General features: G+C 49.9%; 22 protein-coding genes, 1 tRNA gene and 1 pseudogene. 7 read left to right on the top strand and 17 right to left on the bottom strand.

Annotated features, from left to right (window positions below; translation table 11 throughout):
- Positions 1–40 precede the first annotated feature (40 nt).
- The 8 genes and pseudogenes from NNL21_RS23580 to NNL21_RS23545 form a co-directional block, all read right to left on the bottom strand.
- Positions 41–121 (bottom strand): annotated as a pseudogene (locus NNL21_RS23580) (SDR family NAD(P)-dependent oxidoreductase); the annotation flags it as partial.
- Between the two features lie 64 nt (positions 122–185).
- Positions 186–692 carry a MarR family winged helix-turn-helix transcriptional regulator gene (locus NNL21_RS23575; protein WP_373567594.1) on the bottom strand — a complete coding sequence of 169 codons (507 nt, stop codon included), beginning with the start codon at positions 690–692 and terminating at the stop codon, positions 186–188.
- Between the two features lie 71 nt (positions 693–763).
- The gene (locus NNL21_RS23570) at positions 764–1,786 is read right to left on the bottom strand and encodes a glycoside hydrolase family 113 protein (protein ID WP_204821087.1); all 1,023 of its coding nucleotides are present in this window, start codon (positions 1,784–1,786) and stop codon (positions 764–766) included.
- Positions 1,787–2,240: 454 nt separating this feature from the next.
- On the bottom strand, positions 2,241–3,431 hold the full coding sequence (locus NNL21_RS23565) for an S-layer homology domain-containing protein (RefSeq protein ID WP_204821088.1): 1,191 nt from the start codon (positions 3,429–3,431) through the stop codon (positions 2,241–2,243).
- Between the two features lie 277 nt (positions 3,432–3,708).
- Positions 3,709–4,131, bottom strand: coding sequence for a DUF1259 domain-containing protein (locus NNL21_RS23560; RefSeq protein ID WP_204821089.1), 423 nt, complete (start codon positions 4,129–4,131; stop codon positions 3,709–3,711).
- A 50-nt stretch (positions 4,132–4,181) separates the two neighbouring features.
- Complete coding sequence (locus NNL21_RS23555) at positions 4,182–4,601, bottom strand: DUF1259 domain-containing protein (protein ID WP_204821090.1); 420 nt, start codon at positions 4,599–4,601, stop codon at positions 4,182–4,184.
- Between the two features lie 157 nt (positions 4,602–4,758).
- The gene (locus NNL21_RS23550; RefSeq protein WP_204821091.1) at positions 4,759–6,360 is read right to left on the bottom strand and encodes a GMC family oxidoreductase; all 1,602 of its coding nucleotides are present in this window, start codon (positions 6,358–6,360) and stop codon (positions 4,759–4,761) included.
- Between the two features lie 247 nt (positions 6,361–6,607).
- Entirely contained in the window at positions 6,608–7,444 is an 837-nt protein-coding gene (locus NNL21_RS23545; protein WP_204821092.1) for a sulfurtransferase, read from the bottom strand.
- Positions 7,445–7,602: 158 nt separating this feature from the next.
- On the opposite strand from NNL21_RS23545, the gene NNL21_RS23540 reads away from it, so the two are divergent.
- Both NNL21_RS23540 and NNL21_RS23535 read left to right on the top strand, forming a co-directional pair.
- Positions 7,603–8,115, top strand: a complete 513-nt coding sequence (locus NNL21_RS23540; RefSeq protein WP_204821093.1) for a GNAT family N-acetyltransferase — start codon at positions 7,603–7,605, stop codon at positions 8,113–8,115.
- A gap of 165 nt (positions 8,116–8,280) precedes the next feature.
- Complete coding sequence (locus NNL21_RS23535) at positions 8,281–8,481, top strand: DUF378 domain-containing protein (RefSeq protein ID WP_204821094.1); 201 nt, start codon at positions 8,281–8,283, stop codon at positions 8,479–8,481.
- 156 nt (positions 8,482–8,637) lie between these two features.
- Here NNL21_RS23535 and NNL21_RS23530 read toward each other — a convergent pair whose 3' ends face one another.
- From NNL21_RS23530 to NNL21_RS23515, 4 genes are all read right to left on the bottom strand, one after another.
- Positions 8,638–10,200 carry an acetamidase/formamidase family protein gene (locus NNL21_RS23530; protein ID WP_204821095.1) on the bottom strand — a complete coding sequence of 521 codons (1,563 nt, stop codon included), beginning with the start codon at positions 10,198–10,200 and terminating at the stop codon, positions 8,638–8,640.
- A gap of 243 nt (positions 10,201–10,443) precedes the next feature.
- Positions 10,444–11,748, bottom strand: coding sequence for an EAL domain-containing protein (locus NNL21_RS23525; RefSeq protein WP_204821096.1), 1,305 nt, complete (start codon positions 11,746–11,748; stop codon positions 10,444–10,446).
- Positions 11,749–11,900: 152 nt separating this feature from the next.
- Positions 11,901–12,203: a 4a-hydroxytetrahydrobiopterin dehydratase gene (locus tag NNL21_RS23520; RefSeq protein WP_256555432.1), complete on the bottom strand. Its 303-nt coding sequence runs from the start codon at positions 12,201–12,203 to the stop codon at positions 11,901–11,903.
- Between the two features lie 20 nt (positions 12,204–12,223).
- Complete coding sequence (locus tag NNL21_RS23515) at positions 12,224–12,517, bottom strand: hypothetical protein (protein WP_204821097.1); 294 nt, start codon at positions 12,515–12,517, stop codon at positions 12,224–12,226.
- A 281-nt stretch (positions 12,518–12,798) separates the two neighbouring features.
- Here NNL21_RS23515 and motA point away from each other — a divergent pair, with 281 nt between their 5' ends.
- Together motA and motB are read left to right on the top strand one after the other, a co-directional pair.
- A complete protein-coding gene (gene motA / locus NNL21_RS23510; RefSeq protein WP_204821098.1) occupies positions 12,799–13,599 on the top strand; it encodes a flagellar motor stator protein MotA in 801 nt (266 codons plus the stop codon).
- Positions 13,583–14,401 (top strand): flagellar motor protein MotB, encoded by an 819-nt coding sequence (gene motB, locus NNL21_RS23505; RefSeq protein WP_204821099.1) that lies wholly within the window; start codon positions 13,583–13,585, stop codon positions 14,399–14,401. Before motA ends, motB begins: the two co-directional genes overlap by 17 nt.
- Before the next feature lie 179 nt (positions 14,402–14,580).
- On the opposite strand, the gene NNL21_RS23500 is transcribed toward motB, so the two are convergent.
- From NNL21_RS23500 to NNL21_RS23490, 3 genes are read right to left on the bottom strand one after another with little or no spacing between them, the layout of a single operon-like run.
- Complete coding sequence (locus NNL21_RS23500) at positions 14,581–15,276, bottom strand: pseudouridine synthase (RefSeq protein WP_204821100.1); 696 nt, start codon at positions 15,274–15,276, stop codon at positions 14,581–14,583.
- Positions 15,277–15,283: 7 nt separating this feature from the next.
- On the bottom strand, positions 15,284–16,015 hold the full coding sequence (locus tag NNL21_RS23495; protein ID WP_204821101.1) for an NAD(P)H-binding protein: 732 nt from the start codon (positions 16,013–16,015) through the stop codon (positions 15,284–15,286).
- 23 nt (positions 16,016–16,038) lie between these two features.
- Positions 16,039–18,318 (bottom strand): sensor histidine kinase, encoded by a 2,280-nt coding sequence (locus NNL21_RS23490; protein WP_204821102.1) that lies wholly within the window; start codon positions 18,316–18,318, stop codon positions 16,039–16,041.
- 336 nt (positions 18,319–18,654) lie between these two features.
- On the opposite strand from NNL21_RS23490, the gene tadA reads away from it, so the two are divergent.
- Complete coding sequence (tadA, locus tag NNL21_RS23485; protein WP_204821103.1) at positions 18,655–19,125, top strand: tRNA adenosine(34) deaminase TadA; 471 nt, start codon at positions 18,655–18,657, stop codon at positions 19,123–19,125.
- 11 nt (positions 19,126–19,136) lie between these two features.
- Here tadA and NNL21_RS23480 read toward each other — a convergent pair whose 3' ends face one another.
- The gene (locus tag NNL21_RS23480) at positions 19,137–19,343 is read right to left on the bottom strand and encodes an aspartyl-phosphate phosphatase Spo0E family protein (protein WP_204821104.1); all 207 of its coding nucleotides are present in this window, start codon (positions 19,341–19,343) and stop codon (positions 19,137–19,139) included.
- Positions 19,344–19,644: 301 nt separating this feature from the next.
- Here NNL21_RS23480 and NNL21_RS23475 point away from each other — a divergent pair.
- Positions 19,645–19,721, top strand: a tRNA-Arg gene (locus tag NNL21_RS23475).
- Between the two features lie 515 nt (positions 19,722–20,236).
- A complete protein-coding gene (locus NNL21_RS23470) occupies positions 20,237–21,067 on the top strand; it encodes a helix-turn-helix domain-containing protein (RefSeq protein WP_204821105.1) in 831 nt (276 codons plus the stop codon).
- A gap of 90 nt (positions 21,068–21,157) precedes the next feature.
- On the opposite strand, the gene NNL21_RS23465 is transcribed toward NNL21_RS23470, so the two are convergent.
- Positions 21,158–22,195, bottom strand: a complete 1,038-nt coding sequence (locus NNL21_RS23465; protein WP_204821106.1) for a Gfo/Idh/MocA family protein — start codon at positions 22,193–22,195, stop codon at positions 21,158–21,160.
- Positions 22,196–22,264: the final 69 nt, after the last annotated feature.

Genomic DNA, 22,264 nt, shown 5'->3' with positions numbered 1-22,264 from the left:
CGGCGGGAATGCCTCGGAGAATATGCCAACGCTCATGTGCATTTTTTCCACGAGCCGCAAAAGCAAGAGCCGCTTCATACCCAGTCCCCGAACTGGCTCCCGTAATAACCGTATACTTCATAATAAAATCCTCCCTTCCCAGCAAGCCTATTCTTGCCTTCCAAGAAATAGAGTTAGTCGCTTACTCACTTCTCATCATTCTCACCCACGAAGAAACTCCGGATATAAAATTCCTGTTGTTTGAGCATATAATCCGAAGCTTTACTCATCATCTCGGCAAAGAGCAGGCTTTCTTCCTCCCCTAGATGCTTAACGAGATCAACGAACATATTGAGGCGGGCCTCATTAATGCGTTGTATATACTTTTTACCTTTATCCGAAAGCTGGATTCTGACAACTCGCCGATCGGCAGGATCGGCATGACGCTCGACAAGCTCCTGTGCTTCCAGACTGTTGATATGCTGCGTTACCGTTGGAGAAGTGACATTCAGTTTTCCGCTTATTTCCGAAACCATCAATCCCGGACTGTCATCCTTGGCATTCATGCTGATGAAATAGAGAACCATTATCTCGCCTGGCTTTTGATTGTATATCGAGCGATTCTGCACCATATTTCCACTAACTTGCGATTGGAAGTACGATTCCATTAACTGCTTAGCAATTTTCTTCTGCTCATCCGACAATCCATTCACTCCTCGAATACGAATTCATTGGAAACTGCATCATTTTGTAGATCGGTTCCAGATGCAATTACGCTATTATGCTAAGATTCCATTACAGCTGCATATCGAGCTGCGATGGTGTAAAATACTTCCTTCGGCTCCCATGGCATGTCGGGGTAAGTCGATCCATGGCTTTCTTTCAGCACCCGCACGATCCCGTAAGACGCTCGATCAAAATCGTGATTGGGGTCTTCGTCGAACGGCAGGTTGTGGCTAGCAAAGGTACACCAGAATGCTGTGTCGACTCCAGCATCTTCGAACACGTCGACGCTATCGTTGAAATATTGGCTCTGCTCGGACTCATCACGCTCGAAGCTGCCTGTCAGTCGAACGGCACGCGCACCGTCCCACTCGACGATGAACATTCCTCGTGCTCCCAGATCGAATGCACCCTTAAAGGTCGTGCATCCGAACTCGGAGATCACCAGTGGCTTATTTGAGCTGGCCAGCTTCTTGATTGAATCCTCATAGAGATCCGCAATCTCAGTAGAGTTGTAGGCGTCGACAGCGATGAAGTCGAAAGGCTCCCAGTTCACAGGTTCGCTAGGCAGGGCCGCGTACGTAACACGACCCCCGAATCGGGCTCGCACGACATCTACAGCACGTGCTAGGAAGTCGTTGGTCAGAGTCGGTAGTTTCGCGAACGCAGCACGGCTAACCGTCTGTTCGGACAAAGCCGCGATGCGTTCTTGCAGAGTCTCGCCGGGCAAGAAGCCGCGGGTAAAGAGCATCAGTTCGGCACCCGTGACCATGATCACCTCCGCCCCCGTAACCCGCAGACGTTCGGCCCGTGCGGCACAGTCCGCGAGCAAGGCAAGCAACTCTTCTTGATCAAGATCGTTTGTGAACGGTGAGAACCACACCTCGAGGCCCGCTGCCGCTGCCGCTTGCGCGGCGATCTCCAAGCGATCAGGCTCGCCGCCTGTCACGCGTACGGCAGTGCAATGCAGGTCGCGCCGTATAATTTCCATCTCCCTATACACTCTCGCCGTATCAAAGTTGGGGTGTGTGCTGGTTCCTTCACTTAGAAATCCCGTGTCATAGGTCACTCCACGCATGCGCATAATAGACTAACTCCTTACGCTCCCAAAATACATAGATCTCCAAATAGTTTGGTTAGCAATTAAATAGGTAACCTAAGTATATGTGTATAAAAGTAGATAGTCAACAAAATTGTTGCTTGATACGCTGCCTTAAACAACCTGAGCTTATCGACTGAGTGTGGACCGAAGAAGAGTGAACAAACATTTAACAACCAGCTGATCAGACCGCCCAACTGTGGCGGGTTCCGGGGTTCCTGCAAAAGCTTCCGTCGGGTTCTTGTCTGCAAGCTGTTGAACGGAACGCCTAAAGAGGGCTGCAACAGGTCACTTGCTTCTAACCTGTTACAGCCCCCAAGCCCGCGTCTGACGCGGCTTCTCGGTTCTTACCCCTCACCCGTAGCAATCGGATTGTCACTGTAAGAAATCCAATCGCTCCAGCTACTGTTTGCCCACTTTCACGACAACAATCGTCAGATTAGGTGCCTGCGTTCGGGTTTGGGTTTGGGTTCGAATTCGAGTCCGGATTCGAGTTCGAATCCGTGTTCGGGTCCGGGTTCGTGTCCGGGTTCGGGTTCGGGTTCGGATTCGGGTTCGGGTTCGGGTTCGGATTTGGATTTGGATTTGGATTTGGATACGTGTCCGGGTTCGGGTTCGTCGCAGGCTCCGATGTCGATGGTGTAGTGGTCTCAGGTGTGGTTATAGATTCGCTTGCTGTAACCGGGATCGGGTTACTCTCATCATTCTTCACCGAGTTGCCATATAGCGTCATCAGGTCGCTTATATCGATTAACGGCATGTTGGACGGATCATCGAATGGTAAAGCTTTATGCAACTTAATAATGATCGTTTTCATGTCCTCGGACAGCTCGATGCTGTCAAGCTTTGGATCGAGCGGCACACCGTTGATTTTAATTTTGGACAGGTCGATTGACTTGGGGTCGATCCGTACAGTTAACTTCAGATTCAACTTGTCGGCTGCCTCAAAGAGTCCTCCTGTCACAAACAGAGGTTGGGACTCTTCGAACGTTTTAGCGGATTCGAAGGCTCCAATAGCGAGCAGTCCTCGATCTGCTGGTGCACTTCCACCGAACGTACCTTTTGCATCGTTATTTAGTAAGTCAAGCTTGAGAGCCAAATCGACGTAACCTTTAGCCCAGTCGGAAACGGTCTGATCGTTAACACCTGGGGCCGCCTCTGCTTCCTTATACAAGCCCAATCCTCGAACTAGAAACGTGGCTAATTGCTCCTTGGTCACCTTGCCCGCAGGGTCGAAGTTACCTCCACCCACGCCATCCGTTATTCCTGCTTGCTTCACCGCTTCGATATAAGGTAACGCATAGCCGGACCCGGAAGCGTCGGACTTTACGTCTTTGAAGGATGATTCCTTGAGATCTGTATCGACTTTTAGTCCGAAAATCAGCGCTGCCACCTTTGCGAATTGGGCGCGATTCATCTCTTCTTTCAATCCGAAATTGCTATCGGATACACCGTCAAAGACGCCTGCTGATATCAACGCATCGAACTTGGCCTTCGTCGCTGCGTCCAAGTCCTTTAGGTCGCTGAAATCGGCTGACGCCTTTGCTGAAATCATGCTGCCGCCATACGGCACGGCTAAAGTCAAACCAAGAGCCAATACGATAGAGCGGATAAGAGATTTCTTGTTCATGATCGTTACTCATCCTACCTTCTAGTTATACTTTTTATTGCTACTTACCCACATGTCCTTTCTCATCCTAGCATCGTTTGCATCGTCATATCTTAATGAAATCTTAATGGATATCCACAGACAACACTTAGCCAATCTTAATTACACATTAATAATGTAAATGTACTTTCCTCGATTTCTTGTTTGCAAGCTGTTTGCAGAACAGCCCAAAAAGGGCTGCAACAGCCCGCCTCACGGCAACCTGTCACAGCCCCCAAACCCGCGTCCGACGCGGCCTCTAACCCAAGAAAGCGATAGAACGTTTTACTTTCCTTGCAAAGGCAATGGGATTATCGATCGACTCCCAGTGAATATACATAAGACGCGGATTCTCGAACAACCAGTGATTGTGGAGCGCCGTTACTTTAATCCCATTTTTACGAAGGTTTGACAGCAATCGATTGGCTTGGTTTTGGAAGAGTGCCGTTTCCCCTAGACAGAGTGCGCGTCCCGAACTGTCCAGCGATTCAAACGAAAACAATTGATAACGGACCAAAGGAGATGTGGTACGCCTTCCTAAAATAGAGGCGTTTACTATCCGATTTCTAGTGACAAAACACACCGGTCCTTTGGTAATTTCATGCTCTGTTCCGCCTAATATCGATGAAAATTGGTTGCATAGCCTTATAAATTGCGGACTTGCTTTCACTTGTCCTGCCATAAGAGATCATCCTTTCGTTATTTCTTAAAAATACAGCTTCACCTCAACCATTAACCCAAGAAATTAATAGAATCTTTGGTTCTTCTGGCGAACACAACAGGATTCATAATGGCTTCCCAATGCATATACATTAATCGGGGATTTTCTTTTAACCAGTGGTTGTGAAGCGCAGTGACTTTAATCCCGCGTCTACGGAGATTCGACATCAGTCGATTAACCTGATTTTGATGTACGGCAGTTTCACCCAAGCAAAGCGCGCGGCCATTCTTATCGAGCGATTCAAACGAGAACATTTGCATTTGAACCAAGGGAGAGCGCGTTCTTCTGCCCAAGATTGTCTCACTTAAGTTCGTCATCCGCGTGACAAAACAAACCGGACCTGCTTCGATTTCCGATTCGCCGCCTAGGATATTTCCAAATTGGGTACAAAGCCTTCTGAACTGCGGGCTAACCTTCACTTTTTCTGCCATATGAATCCTCCTTTATTCACTTTCTGAATAGCTTATGATCAAAATAGATAAGCGTATTGGACAGATCACTACTATTGCAAAAAAAACTCTAACAAATATAAAAAGAGAAGGGCTCAAGACTCGAGCTCTTCTCTTTCGTGTTGTTTACGTCTACCGGTTATTCCTCATTTTCTTTGTAGAGATGATTAGTTCGTCTCTTGATTTGCCGGGCAATGGTATAACCGATCAGAAAAGCCGCAGCCGAGGTATTGCCGTCGACCGTGAATGGAATAATGGAGGCGTCCGCAACAATCAGATCTCTTACCCCATGGACGCTGCCTCGTCGATCAACAACTCCCCCGCGGTTTAAAGGAGCCATACGCAACGATCCTTGTTGGTGATGGTTATGGTCGAAATTTTGCTTTATGAACGCCTCCAATTGCGAATCGTCATTGATCACATCCAATGTTGGAGAAACGAGCCTATAGGAGGGATCGATGGCCTCAAGCTGCGCCGCAATCTCCTTAATGTAGATTTTGTATATATTTTTAACGGAGTCCAGATCATCTTGGTTAGCCAGAAAACCTTCATCCGCCAGCACTATTTTTAAGGGATCATTATTCTGGATAGCAATACTTCCGTGGCTTTTAGGACGTAAGAATATAATCGCTAGCGTTAATATTCCGTCGGCCGCAATACCGACAAGTTGAACCGCTCGTTTGTCAGGATCTTTTCCGGTAGGATCGGGTAAAAAAGCTCCTCCTGTATACAAAGCATTCGAATCGTTCGAAGGCAATGCCTCATCTACGGGGTTGGTTGTGAAGGAGGCAAAATTAAGCGTATGGTTTCTTAGCTTCTTCCCTACATTAGGATTATTGAATACGACCGGTATGCCCGCTTGTTGAAGCATTTTCGCTGGCCCGATTCCCGAGAGCATGAGAAGCTGTGCGCTGTTTATTCCGGCTGAGATAATCACCTTTTTCCGAGCAAAGGCTCTAAGTCTCTTACCTTCCTTTAATAGCTCCACTCCGTTCGCACGTTTATTGGTAAAGAGAACGCGAAGTGCGGTCGTCTTAAAAAAGACCCGTAGCTTTCGCCCCTTCACCCCTCGCCCATTCGGAAGCATAATATCCGACGATAAAAAAGCGCTGGACGAATTTTCTCTTGTTCCGTTCGGGTTTTGATATAGCTGCCAACGCGTAAATGGCCCTAGCGGGGTTCGAGGATCATTATAGTCGAGAATTTCCGGATACCCTGTAGCTTGCTCAACAGCCGCCGTGAATTTCTCAGTCATGGCCGTTGGATTTCTCGGTGCTTGCCTGATGTCAATTCTCCCTCTAAAACCGCGGGACCGTTGATTGTCTGATCGGCCGTTATATTTCTCCAATTGTTTGAAGTGAAGGATCGCACGTTTAGGCGACCACATGGAACCGAGCAATCGTTCCCACTGCCTCAAAACCGCCGATGTAGGTCTTACGTATTGTTCTCCATTAATCGACGAACCTCCGCCCAATAACCGACCCGTTGTCCATTCGAACATCCGGTCATCCAGCCCTTCTTGAGGCACCCCTTCCCCTTGCCAAAAATATTGCGGGTAAAATCGCTCTTCCAACTCTAGAGCATATGCGGAATCCCTGATTGGCTTATCCTTATCATTATTCTCGCCTGCTTCTATAAGAAGCGCCGAGGTCTTGTGATCATCCGTTAAAGTTTTGGCGATTACCGCGCCAGCCGGTCCTGTTCCTATAATGATATAATCAAATGTCAATTTTTTAACCACCGTAACACCTCCAATAGGCTAATGTAGCGTATTGTTTTCTCAGCTGTCTCGTGCTTGTTTTATAAAGAAATAAAAATAGGACTCGCATCTCTGCGGGTCCTTGAAGCAGCAAACGTAGCAGCATTATATTTTCAGGAGCTGCTTGTTGACTCCGTGTTGACACTTGGGCATAAAAAAACAGAGCAGCGGTGTTGAGATCACCGCGCTCTGAATTGAACTTCATGTACTGCTATACGTTTTTAGGTTCTTACTCTTCCCCCGTCGCCACCGGATTCTCCTCATAACTAATCCAATCGCTCCAGCTTCCCGCATACAGTTTCACATTGTCGAAACCCGCTTGCTGCAGCGCCAGTACATTCGGGCAGGCGGTTACGCCAGAACCGCAGTACACAATAATTTCCTTCGCGCCCTGCAGCGCGGCAAACCGTTCCTTCTGTGCTTCAGCACTTTTGAACAGCCCCTGATCATCAATTCCGTCCTTCCAGAAACGATTGATGGCGCCAGGGATATGGCCGGCGACCCGGTCAAGCGGCTCGACTTCGCCGCGGTAGCGCGGGGCTTCACGCGAATCGATCAGCACGACATCAGGCGCACCCAGCTTCGACTGGACATCGTACACCTCGGCTAGCATTCGATGCTGGACAATGGCGTAGAATGAAGCCGGAATTGTAATGCGCTGCTCTGCAGTCACCGGGAAACCCGCTTCCTGCCACGCTGTATATCCCCCGTCCATCACATATACCTTCTCATGCCCCAAATAGCGAAGCAGCCACCATAGCCGGGAAGCCATAGCCCCGCCTTGGCTGTCATACGCCACGACACGGCTGTCATTGCTAATACCCGCTTGTGCAAAGCGATGTGCCAGCGTCGCCGGATCAGGCAGCGGATGCCTTCCTCCATACTCGTCCAATTCACCGGAAAGATCCCGTTCTAAATCCAAATACACGGCGCCTGGAATATGAGATTGCTCATAGGCTTCACGTCCGGCATCCGGCTGTCCCATCATATACCGGCAATCCACGATCACCAGATCAGGCTCGTAAAGCCGGGCCAACGTCCATTTTGCGGATACGATTGCTTCCATTCGAATTACCCCTTCCACAGTTCGGATCCATAACATCCGATTGATCAAGCTGCTGCTCGCGTTCTTCTCCCCATTTTATCATGCCTGTCCGGAATTTGTTATAATGAAGCACATCGTCATAACGGAACGTCCCTTCATCTTACGCAGGAGGTTATGCCATGTCTGATTGCAATCATGCAGACGCTGCTCCCTATACCGTCACCCCGCTCGACGAACATCTGGCCCAGCAGCTTTGCGAGTGGCACTATGAGCCGCCGTTCGACTTTTACAATTGGACGAGCTGGGCGGAGATGCAGGTAGAGGGTCGCGAATTCGGCGATCCCGTCCTTCGCGCACTTCAATATGCGGCCGTTCTAGATCGCGAAGGAACATTTGTCGGATTCGCGCAATTCTTTCCCCTTCTTGGCGTTACCCGTCTAGGCCTGGGCCTGCGGCCGGATCTTTGCGGACAAGGACAGGGCCTCGGCTTTATCACCGCCATCGTTCGAGAGGCGCAGCGCAGAGCACCCGGCGATGAAATCGACCTAGAGGTTCATGTGTGGAACACACGGGCGATTAAGGTGTACGAGAACGCAGGTTTTGTCATCTCCGACACCTATGAACGGCATTCGACACAAGGAATAGCACTTGTCCACTGCATGACCTACGAAACTCCGGACAACCCGGATTAAACGAATCATAATTCCGTACTATTCGACTGCTTTCCCGCATAACCCTTTAGGGAGTACCGTGCAATCGTTCCTCAGGTGTCCCTCAGGAAGGGTTGCATGATTTCGCAGATGCCTGCGAAGCCGCGTTTGATACCCGTATTATACCTAAAGGGGAGGCGAGCTTCAGTGAAAGCGTTGAACATCATCAGTTTGATTATTCTCATTATCGGCGGCTTAAACTGGTTGTTAGTCGGGATTTTCGAATGGAATGTGGTCGAGGAAATATTCGATGGGTCGGATACGATAGGTGCCAAAATCGTCTATATCATTGTCGGTTTGTCTGCTCTATACGCATTGTCATTCTTCTCTAAGGTTTCGGAAGAATAATCCCGAACCGCGCGTTTTCCAAGGACAACAACCAAGAAAATCGCCCTTCATTTTGCCTCGCAAAGGCATCATAAAGGGCGATTTTTCTCGATAAGTAATGCCGAGTGGTCCTAAGTGTTACCAATCCGGACTTTCAGTCCTTAAAGCCGTCCCTCTCTACTTATCCGTCATCAATTTCGCTTGAAAAATCTTCGCGAAGTACTCCGTCCCTTTCACCGATCCCTCTACAAGCTGGATGGGCGAGTGGAGCTTCACCTTCTTGTCGTTGAAGCTTGCTTCATTCGAGCCGATCTTCAATACGAGCGTATTATTTCTGTATGTGATCGTGATCGCTTGTTCGGTATTGTTCCATTTGACCTTCGCACCGAAGCTCTCGAACCGGTCACGCAGCGTAATGAGTCTCGTCGCCTTTTCCGAGAACATCGTGCGGTCGATAGACGCATGGACACCCCAGTTCCCGTCAACCACCTGCGTAATGCCGTAATCTACGGCAACAGACATGAGAGAATACGCTTCGTCCTCCGTCAATCCCATACCGTCCATGAGAAACCGTCTCGATTTGTAAGCTGCATCCTTCATTGCTTTATCAATGGATGAGTTCTTATAAATCGCTTTCTGGGCATCGGCACCAAGCTCCGCCAAATAGTTCGCGTAACTGAAGCCATGCAAGACCCATTCCTTCTCCGTCTCCAATAGCGGGAAGCTCAGATCGGCCAGCTTGGCGTCCAGATTCTTCTTCTTATGCAGAATGACCTGAATATCGCCCGTCAGCGAGGTCTCGATAGCCGTTCCGTTCATCTCCGAATCGCCCTGAGCGGCATGCGGATCGCCTACGGATAGCAGCGCGCCGGGTACCGATACGGGATAGTACATCGTCGATCCTTCCCCAATTCGCCAGTCATCAATATTGCCTCCAAAATAGGAAGGCGGTACCGAATCGACGACATCCGCTTCCTTAGGCGCTACACCCATCGTCCCGAAATGTAGACGCACCGGTATTCTGACATCCTTCAGAACATCCTGCTTCTTCACGATCGTATCGTGATCCACAATGACGCCGGGATAATCGATTGTGTTATGTACCTTTCCGTCCGGATCGGTCTGCGGCGTCCAGGTATAGCTGTATGCGGCTTTCGCATAATCTGTCGTGCCGTCCGACTCCATCTCGTATATCGTGATCACTTCGCGCGTCTTCGGATCCTCAAGCATATCCCCGTTTAGATAGCCCCAGTTGGCGGCCGCATTCGATCCATAGGTCTTCCCCTCGTAATCAGGATTCCCGCTAGGGCGCAAGTTCATATCCAGAATTCGCACTTCCAGCACATCTCCAGGTTCAGCCCCTTTAACTTCAATCGGCCCCGTCAGAATGTGAACCCCCGGCGCACGATCAGACTCATTCTTCCTCTCTTTGGTCCATTGAAAAATATCTTCAACCCCGGCGTCTCCCTTAATCATTCTATCGTAATCGTCGCCCGAGTGATGAGTCACAGCTTCTACGGTTATGATATCTCCGGTGTTTACGCTCAGCACGGGTTCACCCATGCCGATATTGCCCCAACGGACATGATCCGAGTTAGCCGGGAGATGATGGGTCTTGGGCTGAGCAGAAGAATCGTTGATAGAAGCCTCGGCATACACCGATGTGCTTATCGATTGCATGACCAGGCAGGATAACGTTAGCAGCGCAGCCAATTTGACTTTCTTCGTACTCTTCTTCATTCCCACTTCATCCCCTTATAATCGATTAATAGTTATGTTATATTATATGACACGTTTCTGCCAATATAACAGAGGTCTACTTTAAAATCAATCGTTATTTGAAGCTTATTCTATTGAATTTGAATGTAATCGGTCATAATCCCAGTTATTATTACATGACATGTTATATATTGAAATGCTCCAAACAAAAAAGCCGACTTCGGATTCATCCCAAAGTCGACTTCCTTCATATTGAACTTCGTTTCATATCTCATCATCACAAGGAACCGAAAAATCAGCGAATAAGATTCCATTTTCGGGCATGGGTACCGACAGCGTGCGAATGCGGTCGAATGAGTCCAGATCGGTATAGGTCCGCGAAACCATGACCTGCTCGGAGTCACCCTCCAGCTGAATCGACAAGGGGATGAAGTACGGCCGCCAGCTCCAGTTCAGCCCCCGATATTCCGCCTCCCGACACCATACGCCAGCCCCATCGCGAATATAATTGGATGAAAGCTGAATACCAGCCTCATCGCATATATAGACGCGAATACAGGAATGCTCAAGCTCAGGCAGGAGCGACTCCACGAATCGATCCTGCTGCTCCACTCCAACCCTTTCCCCAGCTGTACCCCGCACCGCAAGACCCGCACCGGCCCCTATACCACCATGTCCTGGCCGCGCATTAGGACAGACCGCGGCCGCTCCCGTCACCAACCGCAGCCGCTCCGCCTGCAGCTGCCAATAGCGCTCCTCATCGATCATCGCTGTTCGGCGCTCCTCTAGCCCGCGTTCGATCATCCCCGCAAAAGAAAGAGCTGGCCGAAGCTCCGGCTCGGCCCTTGCGAAGAGAAATCCCTGCACGTAGCGCGCCCCGATTTCTATCGCTCTCTGAAAGTCCTGTTCCGTCTCCACACCCTCGACCAGCAGCGATGCGCCGATCTGATCAGCGAGCATGGAGAAGGACCGGAGCACCCCGTAATAGCCGCGATGGTTCTCACTATTCTGCAGCATATGAATATCAATCTTAAGGATGTGCGGCTCGATCTGCGCGATCCGGTCCATATTGCTGAACCCGCTCCCAACATCATCGATCGCAATGCGGCAGCCCCGCCCCCGATAGACATCAACGACGGTGCGCAGCTGCTCCATCGGCCCCTGGAAGGCTTCCTCCGTAATCTCGATCACAATCCGCCGCGGATCGATCCCGTACTGCTCCAGCAGTCGCAGTGTAGGCAATTCCCCGGTTTCGACATAGGTTTGATACATCCAGGAAGGCTTGATATTAAGAAACAGCATGGCCGTTTCCCCGAACCCTCTCTGTGAAAAATGAGACAACGCCTTCTCTCTGAGCAGCCGATCGACTCGAATCTGCTCGTTCATCGGCACGGTCTTATCTTCGAAGAAAGGCCCCAAGCTCCGCATGCCAGCGCCAGTCTGAATGCGTGCAAGCGCTTCGTAGCCCATAATTTTGCGTGTATCCAGCGCCAGAATAGGCTGGTAATAGGGGATCAGTTCATTATCGGCCCCGCCTTGCAGCAAACGTGCCAATCTGTAAGCTTCCATATCGCCGCGCCCCTCGTGTCATCTGCTTGTCAGATTTTATAACATAAATTCTGACTTTATTTTACGAGAGGCGAGCCTTTCTGTAAAGATTCGACTTGTGTCGTGTCATTCGACTTGTTTCGTGTCATTCGACTCGAATTCTCATCATTCGCCTATGAAGCCGTTGTATACGCTTCATTATATCTGCGGGCAGAATCCATATCGAGCTCGGTTAAACCGCCTGCATGCCAAGATGTCAGCCGCAGCGTAACCCTCTTATAATCGATGGAGATGAACGGATGATGCACCATCTCCTCAGCAATAGCCGCAACCAGATTCACGAAAGCAATCGCCTCGGGGAACGTCTTGAACCGGTAGCTTCTATGAATCCACTTCTCATCCTCGCGTACCCAGCCATCCAGTGCCGCGATTGCTTCATCGGCCGACGCCACAGACATCTTCTCCATCTTACTCATCGATTTTCCCCTCCCATAGGTCAAATCAAGCGAATGATCCGGCTTTCCCTGCCGTCTACGGATACTTCAATACAGTGATGCTTCTGCCGGTATGCCACCATACCGCCGCCGACTTTAATGACCGGCTCTACGCCAAGTCCATAGAACACATCGTCCGCCAGCGCTTCCATGACATCCATCCGCTCAGGCTCAGCCAATGCTTCCCATTCATCGGATTCCATATCGAAGAACAGATAACCGTCGTCGATCGATCCGATCGCCTCCGTCAATTCCTCCAGTATTTCCTTATACTCTCTAGCGTGCTTTACGCCCATTATGATGGACCACCTTCGCTTGAATTTGTTCTTCTTTACGATTATTCTACACGAAATCCACGGAAAATTAACATTAGACGCGTAAAACATCCATTTTGCTCTAATCTACGGCAGGTTTCTGTCGATAATTAATATAGAATAGCGTTGTCGAAAAACTGTTTATATTGTCAGAATAGAGACATCAGTTTTGTCCTCGACAGGCTCCTAACCAGGGTCAGCGGACGAAGTGACCGCGGGCTCACGGCTTATTACTATATTTCTTCTGGACGAGGTGTGTCATCATGGAAAAATCAACTGTTATCGGTGTTGTGCTTGGCGTTCTTGCCGTACTTGTCGGAATGACGCTCAAAGGAGCCCCAATCTCGAATCTGGTCAATGGCGCCGCTATCATGATCATTTTCGTAGGAACTGCGGCTTCCTTGTTTATTGGTTTCCCTCTATCGGAGCTTGCCAAGTTTCCCCAATTAATTAAGATGATCTTCTTTCCACAGAAGCTCATGCCGCGTCAAGACTTGATTCAAATGTTCACCCAATGGGCGACAATTACACGCCGTGAGGGATTGCTCGCATTGGAGACGCATGTCGACGAGATTGAAGACCGCTTCCTGCGCAATGGGATGCGCATGATCATCGACGGCAACGACCAAGATCTGGTACGCGACGTCCTGCTCGAAGATATTCATGCAACAGAAGAACGCCACCGCGGTGGCGCGCTCATCTTCACCCAGGCCGGCACTTACGCTCCAACCCTCGGGGTTCTGGGCGCCGTTGTCGGACTCATTGCAGCGCTCTCCGATATGAGTGATATGGGCAAGCTCGCTCACGCTATCGCAGGAGCATTCATCGCAACCTTGCTCGGTATTTTTACCGGTTACGTCTTGTGGCATCCAATCGCCAATAAGCTGAAGCGTCTCTCCAAGCGGGAAATCGACCTCCGCCTCATGATGGTCGAAGGCTTGCTCTCCATTCAATCAGGCGTTTCGACCATTGCGATCAATCAGAAACTATCCGTCTTCCTGACCCCGACCGAAAGGTTGAAATTGAGTGAGAAGGGAGCGGAGGGCGTTGAGCAAAAAGTATAAAAGCGACCACCATGATGAGCATATGGACGAATCATGGCTTATCCCTTATGCCGATCTGCTGACGCTTCTGCTTGCTATGTTTATCGTATTGTATGCAATGAGCTCGGTCGATTCCAAAAAATTCGAAGACATGAGCAAAGCATTCAACATCGCCTTCAACACGGGCGTCGGCGTGCTGGACAATACGACCATCATGGAGACCGGCAAACAGATGGATGATGCGGATAAGCGGAATCGCCGGCCTTCCGACGAGACCAATTCACGCACCAAGGATCGGGAAGCGCTGATGAAGCAGGAGCAGCAGGAGCTCGAAGAGCTGAAGAAGCAGCTCGACAAATACATTCAGACGAACGGCATGACCACGCAGCTGGATACGAAGCTCAATCAATCCCAACTGATGATTACAATTAGCGACAAAGCGTTATTCGCTTCCGGCAGCGCCGCGGTGAAGCCCGAAGCCCGCAATTTGGCCGTCGCCATCTCGGATATGTTCGACAAATATCCCGGATATGAAATTGTCGTTTCCGGTCACACGGACAATGAGCCTATTTCGAACTCGGAGTTTAAGTCGAACTGGGATTTAAGTTCAAGCCGGGCCATCCGCTTTATGGATATTTTGCTGTCGAATAAGTCGCTTGACCCACGACTGTTCAGTGCAATCGGATACGGGGAGCACCGTCCTGTCGATTCGAACAACAACGCGCTTGGGCGTGCGAAGAACCGCCGCGTAGAAGTCTCCATTATCCGCAAGTTCATCGATCCGGAGAACTCATCGCCCATTCCGGCTACACCGAAGCAGTAAGAGTAGATGAAACTCCTGATAGAAGCATATATGCCCATTATGGTAACAAAACATGCATGGCCATGACGCGTATGTGCCCCAATTCCTTCTATGGTCCTCATAATACAACAACGCCCTGGACGATTCGTCTCAAGGCGTTGTTTTTTATTCCCTGGGAAATGGTCACCAATCGACATGAATTAATGGCTATCCAGCGTGGCGAACAGCTGAGTCAGCTCCTCGCGGGTTAAGTCGCGCCACTTTCCATAACCGAGACTGCCGAGTTCAATGTTCATGATTCGTTCCCGGCGCAGCCGGCGGACACTGTAGCCGAAGGCTGCGCACATCCGCCGGATCTGACGGTTGCGCCCTTCGGTCAGAATCATGCGAAAGACCCGTTCACCTTCCTGCTTCACGATGCAGGGCAGTGTCATGCTGCCGAGCACATGCACACCCTCGCTCATCCCTTTCACGAAACGCGGCGTGATCGGACGATCCACCGTCACGACATATTCCTTCTCATGCCGGCCCTCGGACCGCAGAATCCGGTTCACAATATCTCCATCATTGGTCAGCAGAATAAGACCTTCCGAATCTTTATCGAGCCGTCCAATCGGGAAGATCCGTTCCGCGTGGCCGATATAATCAACGATGTTGCCTTCCACATGCGTCTCCGTCGTCGAAGTAATTCCAATGGGCTTGTTCAAGGCGAGATAGACATGTCCCCTCTGCTCCCCAATCGGTTTACCGTCGATACGGACATCATCAACCAGCTCCGCCTGACTGCCAAGCTCGGCCACCTGTCCATTAATGGTTACCCGGCCGCTCTCTACGAGCTTGTCCGCTTCTCGTCTTGAGCAGTAGCCTGTTTCGCTAATAAACTTATTGATCCTCAACGTACCTTCACCTCATACCCATTACAGCTGCCGCGGCAGCAATCTCGTCACTCTCATACATTCGAACCTTTCCCTGCTTGGAGAGCAGCCCATCATCGACAGCGGCTGCACGCATAGCAGCAGCCACCTGCCCGTCATAGATGGGTCTGTATCTGCGGAAGGGACCGACTGTTAGAACGCGAAGCAAGGGGGACAACAGCGTCGCCACTTTCTCCCCAACTCGCAGCTCTGCCCGATTCCCAAGCAATAAAGAAGGACGCAGCACATGCAGTTCAGGCAATCCGAATGCGGACAGTTGATGCTCCATCTCGCCTTTCACCCGGCTGTAGAAGATACGCGAGGATGCATTCGCCCCCATGGCTGACACCACGATCATCTTCTGGATGCCCTGCTGCACTGACCATTCACCAAGCGCAACCGGATAATCGTAATCAACCCGCCGGAATGCTTCCTGCGTCCTCGCCTTCTTGATCGTCGTGCCTAGGGCACAGAATACAACCTCGGCCTCTACGCCGGCAAGCGCCTCTTCCATCTGCTCAAAGTCTGCTATAATGACCTGCAGCTTACCTTGCAGCTCCGCAGACACCGCATCGGCAAGCGGACGGCGAGCAAGCACCGTAACTTGTGTGCACTGCTTGTCAGCTAGAAGCTGGCGGAGCAGCGCGCTGCCCACAAGTCCCGTGGCCCCGACAAGCAAGGCCCGATAACCATTCGAACGGTCGTTTCTCCGCTCACCCATTTACGTCCACCTGCCTTATTCCTCTATTGTACAATATTCGCATGGTCTCGGCTTGCCGAGACTTCTCTCTGGGCTAAACTCTTCTCTGTCAGCAGCGGTAGCGTGATCGTAACAACGGTGCCGACGTTGACGCGGCTGTCAATATCCATCGTACCCTGGTGACTCTGGATAATACGTTGGCTGACCATGATGCCTAGCCCTGTTCCGCTCTCTTTACCGGTGAAGAACGGATCGCCGAGCTTCGAGATCATGTCTTCAGGTATGCCGATTCCTTGATCGGTGATGGAGACCATCACGGAGCGATTAGCCTCCCGGCCAATAACGATGGAGATTTGACCCCCCTCCGGCATGGCTTCGATCGCATTCTTCAGCACGTTGATAAATACCTGCTTCAGTTGATTATCCTCACAGGAGATCTGGCACGACTCCTCTGTGTACTTCGTGACAAACTCGATGTTGCAAAGATGCGCCTGACTATCTAGCAGTGAAATGACATCGTTAAGCACGAGCCGAATATCCTTCTCTTCGAAGCGCGTTACCTGCGGTTTGGCCAAAATCAAAAATTCGCCGACAATCAAGTTGATCCGATCCAGCTCAGAGAGCATGATATTGATGTGCCGGTTGTTCAACTTACCCGTTTCCAGCTGCAGCTGGAGGAAGCCGCGCAGCGTCGTGAGCGGGTTGCGGATTTCATGGGCGACGCCGGCTGCGAGCTGGCCCACGGTCGTCAATTTCTCTGAACGCCGCAGCAGCTCCTCCATTTTGTTGCGGCTCGTCATATCCCGCGTAATACTGGCAATGGCCCGAATGGCACCATGCTTATCACGAATTGGCGAAGTGGTAATGCTTACATCAATCAGCTCGCCGCTCTTGGTCATTCGTGTCGTTTCTCTGGAGGAGAGCAGCTTGCCTTCCTTCAGCCATTCCATCACTTCCTGCTCTTCCTCCACCAAGTGCTCGGGAATGAGCGGCAGAATATTGTCAATGGCTTCACTCGCCTCGTACCCGAATAGCTGCTCGAAGGCTCGGTTCACTTGCGTAATCCTCCCTTCCAGATCTACAACATGTATCGCATCCGTCGTATGATTAATGAACGATTCCAGGTATTCCTTCATAGAACGATTCTCTTCGAAGGCAAGCTTGAGCTTCGCCATATAGATTCCCAAGTTTTTGGACATGGCATTCACGCGCTGTGCCAACTGCCCCAGCTCGTCCTTACGCTTCACTTCTATAGAGTTATCGAAACGTCCGAATGAGACTTCATTCACCTTCCACAATATCGAGCGGACAGGGCGCATCAGAATATCGGACAGCCAATAGCTGCATAGAATCACGATGAGCAGAAGCCCGCCGCAGATGATAATCTGATTGATCCGCTGTTCTTGGACTACCGCTGACATGGGTCCCTTATCCATCACGACGCTAATGACATAAGGATTCGGATCATCCACGTAAAGAAAGCTCTTAATGACACTCCTGCCGAGCAACTCGGCATCATGAAATATGTTCTCTCCTGCAATCGCTCTGCGTATGTAAGCAGCATCTGCTGAAGCTTCCTCAAAGTCATAGGTTCCGAAACGGACCGCCCTTCGGTCGACCGTCTTGCTTGCGTTCTCTTCTATATATGCCGGATCAAAACCAGTTATTTCTAGAATGGCTGGTTTATTCGCCATCGTCTGCTTTATTGTGGCCCCAGGATTATAAATGGGGGTATATGTACTTGCCTGAAGGTCTTGAAGGCTGCAGCTGATTATGTAATCCTGATTTTCGTCTATGTAGAAGCTCCATTTCTCCGTATAATTCGTCTCTGAGATGATTGACTCCGTGGGTCCGGTCCAGAAAGCCTTCGCCGATGATTGCGCTTTCCCCGCTCCCTGCTTAAGCACACGATCCCAGCTTCCCCATGCTTGGGTATTTAACCCGATCTCCCCCTTGCGGGTGGAACGCTTCACGACATAGCTATTTCCTTCTTTCTTAAGAAGAACCAGCTGTGATACCCCAATCCGATAGGCAAGAAGGACTAATTCTTCGTTGGATATGTCCTCCGCCGAACTGCCTAATTGTTCGGCCGCTTCGATGGATGCCGCTCTTAATTTGTCTTCCAAGGCCCGGTCATACAATTGGTTTCCCTTGTCGTATTGGGCAACCGATGCTGCAATTTGATTGCTGGTATGCAGTATGGTGGATTCCACATCGGACCGGAGGTTGACCCGCGTCGAATATTCGTTCAGAATCACATTAAGAACGAGTAAGACGAATACGATGAGCGAAACCATTAAAGACAGTTTCGTTTTGACCGACATCTTACGACACACCCTTTTTTAAACCGAGTGAATGAATCTATCTGAATCATAACATATTTAGGAAAAAGTAAAAGTGAGCAATAATGATTATCACATTGTAACAAGAAAATTCATGATATTTTTCAAAAATGTCAGGATAATTCAAAAGTTATCCCCGTTGTACACAGGTGTTTTGGATAAAATGTGCATAGATTTGTGTATAAAATTTAGTTATCCACAACTTTGTGCACAACGTGTTAACAAACGAATATGTGTTCGCGGCATATTTCGACTAATTTTTCAGCTCGATTCATGTCGAATGTAATAATATAACATATTGTGGAAGGACGATTATAGATGAACTATTATCGCGAGGAAGATGAAGCTTGGATGCGGGAAGCGATTGAGGAAGCGATGAAAGCCGAGGCCATCGGGGAAGTTCCGATTGGGGCCGTCATCGTGAAGGATGGTCAAATCATTGGAAGAGGGCATAATCTGCGTGAAACGACGCATGATCCGACCGCGCATGCCGAAATGATTGCAATTCGCGAAGCGAGCCGGCACCTTGACGCTTGGCGGCTTCTCGACTGCACCTTGTATGTCACGTTAGAGCCTTGTCCAATGTGCGCGGGCGCATTGGTCCAGGGGCGCATACATAAGGTTGTATATGGCACGGCAGACCCCAAGGCCGGCTGTGCCGGCACATTGATGAATTTGCTTCATGAGCCCCGATTCAATCATGAAACCGAGCTAATAAGCGGTATATTACAAGAAGAGTGCGCCGCTCTTCTTACGAACTTCTTTCGCAAGTTGAGACGGCGCACATAAAGGGTGTAACGTTATGACGGTGAAGGTTGCTGATCGTCTGATCGTATTCGTGTAAGCTCTTCTTTCTGTAGTTGCTGTAAGGAAACGATCAGCTGATCGGCCGCTTCGCTAATGGCAAGTACTTCCGGGTCGGTCAGACTGCCTCGTGCCTCCGCGGTCTCCAGTAGCTTTAAGCGAAGCGCATGCAGCTCGTCGAGTAGTTTAGTTTTGTCTTTCATGACGCCTCGGGAATCGCTCCTATCGCATCGAATGTTACAATCGGTAACAATTCCATTATACGCCTTACAGACAGAGATTTTTGTAAAATCTTGTCGATAACCACGCGAATTTTGCAAGTAAATTTTCGACAAATTTCTACATTTCATCTCCGGTCTGCGTATGATGTGGGTTGTTGACGATGCTAGATGACATGAGCCTTCATCATTCTTCCCTTAGGGAATGCAACAGAACGACTGGTTTTTCTGGCCTTTAAGGAGCTTGCGCCGCCTCAGGCTTCCATGCTATTATTAACATTGCCACGCGCCCGTAGCTCAGCAGGATAGAGCGACAGTTTCCTAAACTGCAGGTCGTACGTTCGAATCGTATCGGGCGCGCCATATAACTATTAAACCCCTTCATTATATGAACGGGGTTTTTATTTGTTCATTGGTTATTCCATGTCGGGATCGCTGTGAACCGAAGCTCTCCAGCCGCTGCTCCCGATCCTTCTCCCCCTCTCTTGCACCATGCACTCTAAATTGCAAGCTAGGTGGATTCTATGGACCACATATTCCAAATTCAATCCCTTAAATTTAAAATATCTGTATAATATTTCTATTCGATTAATTATCAAGGAAATCCTATAGAATGTAAACGACATTTCATCCGTTTGAATTCTCTTACGAAGGCGACAAATTTCGACAGACTTCTATTTTCCATTTTTGATATAATTATATACTTTATTCTTCATGATCTCTTTTTCAATTATTGAATATGCATAATCTTGCAGCCGCAGCCATTGCCTTCCCGGCATAAACCTTGCCCTCGCGTTTCTATGACTTCACGTTATATAATGGTAATGCATTAATAACCATTCATTGATTCCAGCATAAGGGAGATTGGCACTTTGACGATGGATGATAAACGACGTTTATGGAAAGAGTTCATGAATGCCACACGTTTTCAGGTCTGGTCTGCCGAATATACGAAAGTATCGAGGTCCTGGCGTGACCTTGATTTTGTGCCGGATTTCAACCGCTTCTATCTCATCGAGGAGGGCGAAGGGCTGGTTCGTATCGAGGATACCGAGCTCCATCCTGTCGAGCGCCAGCTCGTCTTCATGCCTGCAGGTGTTCGTCAAAGCTATTCCGCGATCAGCGATCACACCTACAGCAAGTATTGGTGCCATTTCACCGCGACAGTCGGTGACCTCCGGCTTTTTGATGTTATGGAAACGCCTTATTTGCTGACGATTGATGACCCTAAGGACTGGGATCACTGGGTTTCGCTATTTCAGACCTTAATAGAAGCAATGGACAGCAATCAGCTGTCTGCCGGATTCCGGTTGAATGCCGTGATGATGGAGATGATGGCTTGTTTTGTCGAGCAAGCAGAGGACGTCAAATTCAACCGTTCCTCTTCTATTGTAGATAAAATGTATACCGTGCTGCGTTACATGGAGCAGCGGCTTAGTGAGCATATGACGATCGAAGAGCTGGCCGGGCTGGTTCATTATCATCCCAACTATTTCATTCAAGTGTTCAAGCAATTTACCGGCCGCACCCCCGTCCAATACTTAAACGCCATGCGGGTGGAACGGGCGAAGCACTGGCTGTCAGCAACGCAAATGACCGTCTCCGATGTCGCGGAGAAGGTTGGCATGACACTATTTTATTTCTCCCGCCTGTTCCGCGATCATACCGGCTTTACCCCGTCCGCCTACCGCCAAATGAACAAGCCTTGACGGCTTGCTTTACCTTGAACCCACCATTCTCCATATTAAAAAAAGGCTTCTTACGATATAAACACACATCGTAAAAAGCCTGTATTTGAATTAATTCGCGCTGACCTGGCTGCGCCAATCCGGTACCTTGATGCTGCGTCCGCTTGCGATCGACTCATCGATTGCGAAGCAAACCTCCATCGACTGCAGGGCATCAAAGAAATCGCAGCGAGTCTTCGTACCCTGAAGGACAGACGAGATGAAATCATCGATTTCGTCGGCAAAGGGGTGATGGGACACGTCTCCGCTGTCCGGTAGGATAGTCGGGATCGTCGCATATTCAACCTGGCCGGGGAGCTTATGGCTGAAGAGTTGATTATTCATGATAGCCCCCTTCTCCCCGAGCAGGTGCACATTAAACTTGTATGGCGTCTTGCACTCCAGGGATGAGGACACCTTGCCGATTCCACCGTTACTCAGCTTAAAGATGGCAATTGCATTGGCGTCGAATTCATAATCGCTATCGGCCCAGGTACGGCAGCCGTAAGCGGTTACCTCTTCAATATCGCCGGCAAAATAACGGACAGCGTCCACCGCATGGCAGCCCGCTGACAGCATGCTGCTGCCGCCGAGCTCCTTGCTCTTGCTCCAGCGGTATTGCGGGTATTGTGGACCGACATGATGCCAATAATCAATCTGCGCCATAAACACGCGGCCGATCGCATCATCCTCCACGAGCGCTTTCGTATTCAGGAACGATGGATTCCACCGCAGCACGAACCCGGCTACCGTCTTAATCGCCGCAGAATCGATGGCATCGGCCATCTCCAGCAGGTCTTTCCGATTCATGGCAAGCGGCTTCTCCAGCACAACATGCTTGCCGTGGCGCGCAGCCAGAATCGTTTGCTCGGGGCGAAGCTCCGGTGTGGAACACAGGACGATGGCATCGACATTAGGGTCCAGTACCGCATCCTCGTAACGCTCGAACACACGTGCATCAATTGCCAATTCCGTGAGCCGCTGCTGCGCGCGTTCCGCACTTTGGCTAACGATACCATACACCTCTGCATCCTCCCGGTCATGAATCGCCTTCAAATACTCACCGGCTACCCATCCCGTACCTGCGACGACAAACCGCAAGATTGACATTGTTATCCCTCCATTCTCCATGTACAAACAAGCAGCAACGTTGATTCCTGCTCCGTTCGAACAGCCGAC

This window comes from Paenibacillus mendelii (assembly GCF_024498075.1).
GTDB lineage: Bacteria > Bacillota > Bacilli > Paenibacillales > Paenibacillaceae > Paenibacillus_Z > Paenibacillus_Z mendelii.
The sequence above is the reverse complement of the archived record's forward strand: the minus strand, read 5'-3'. Positions and strand labels throughout refer to the sequence as shown.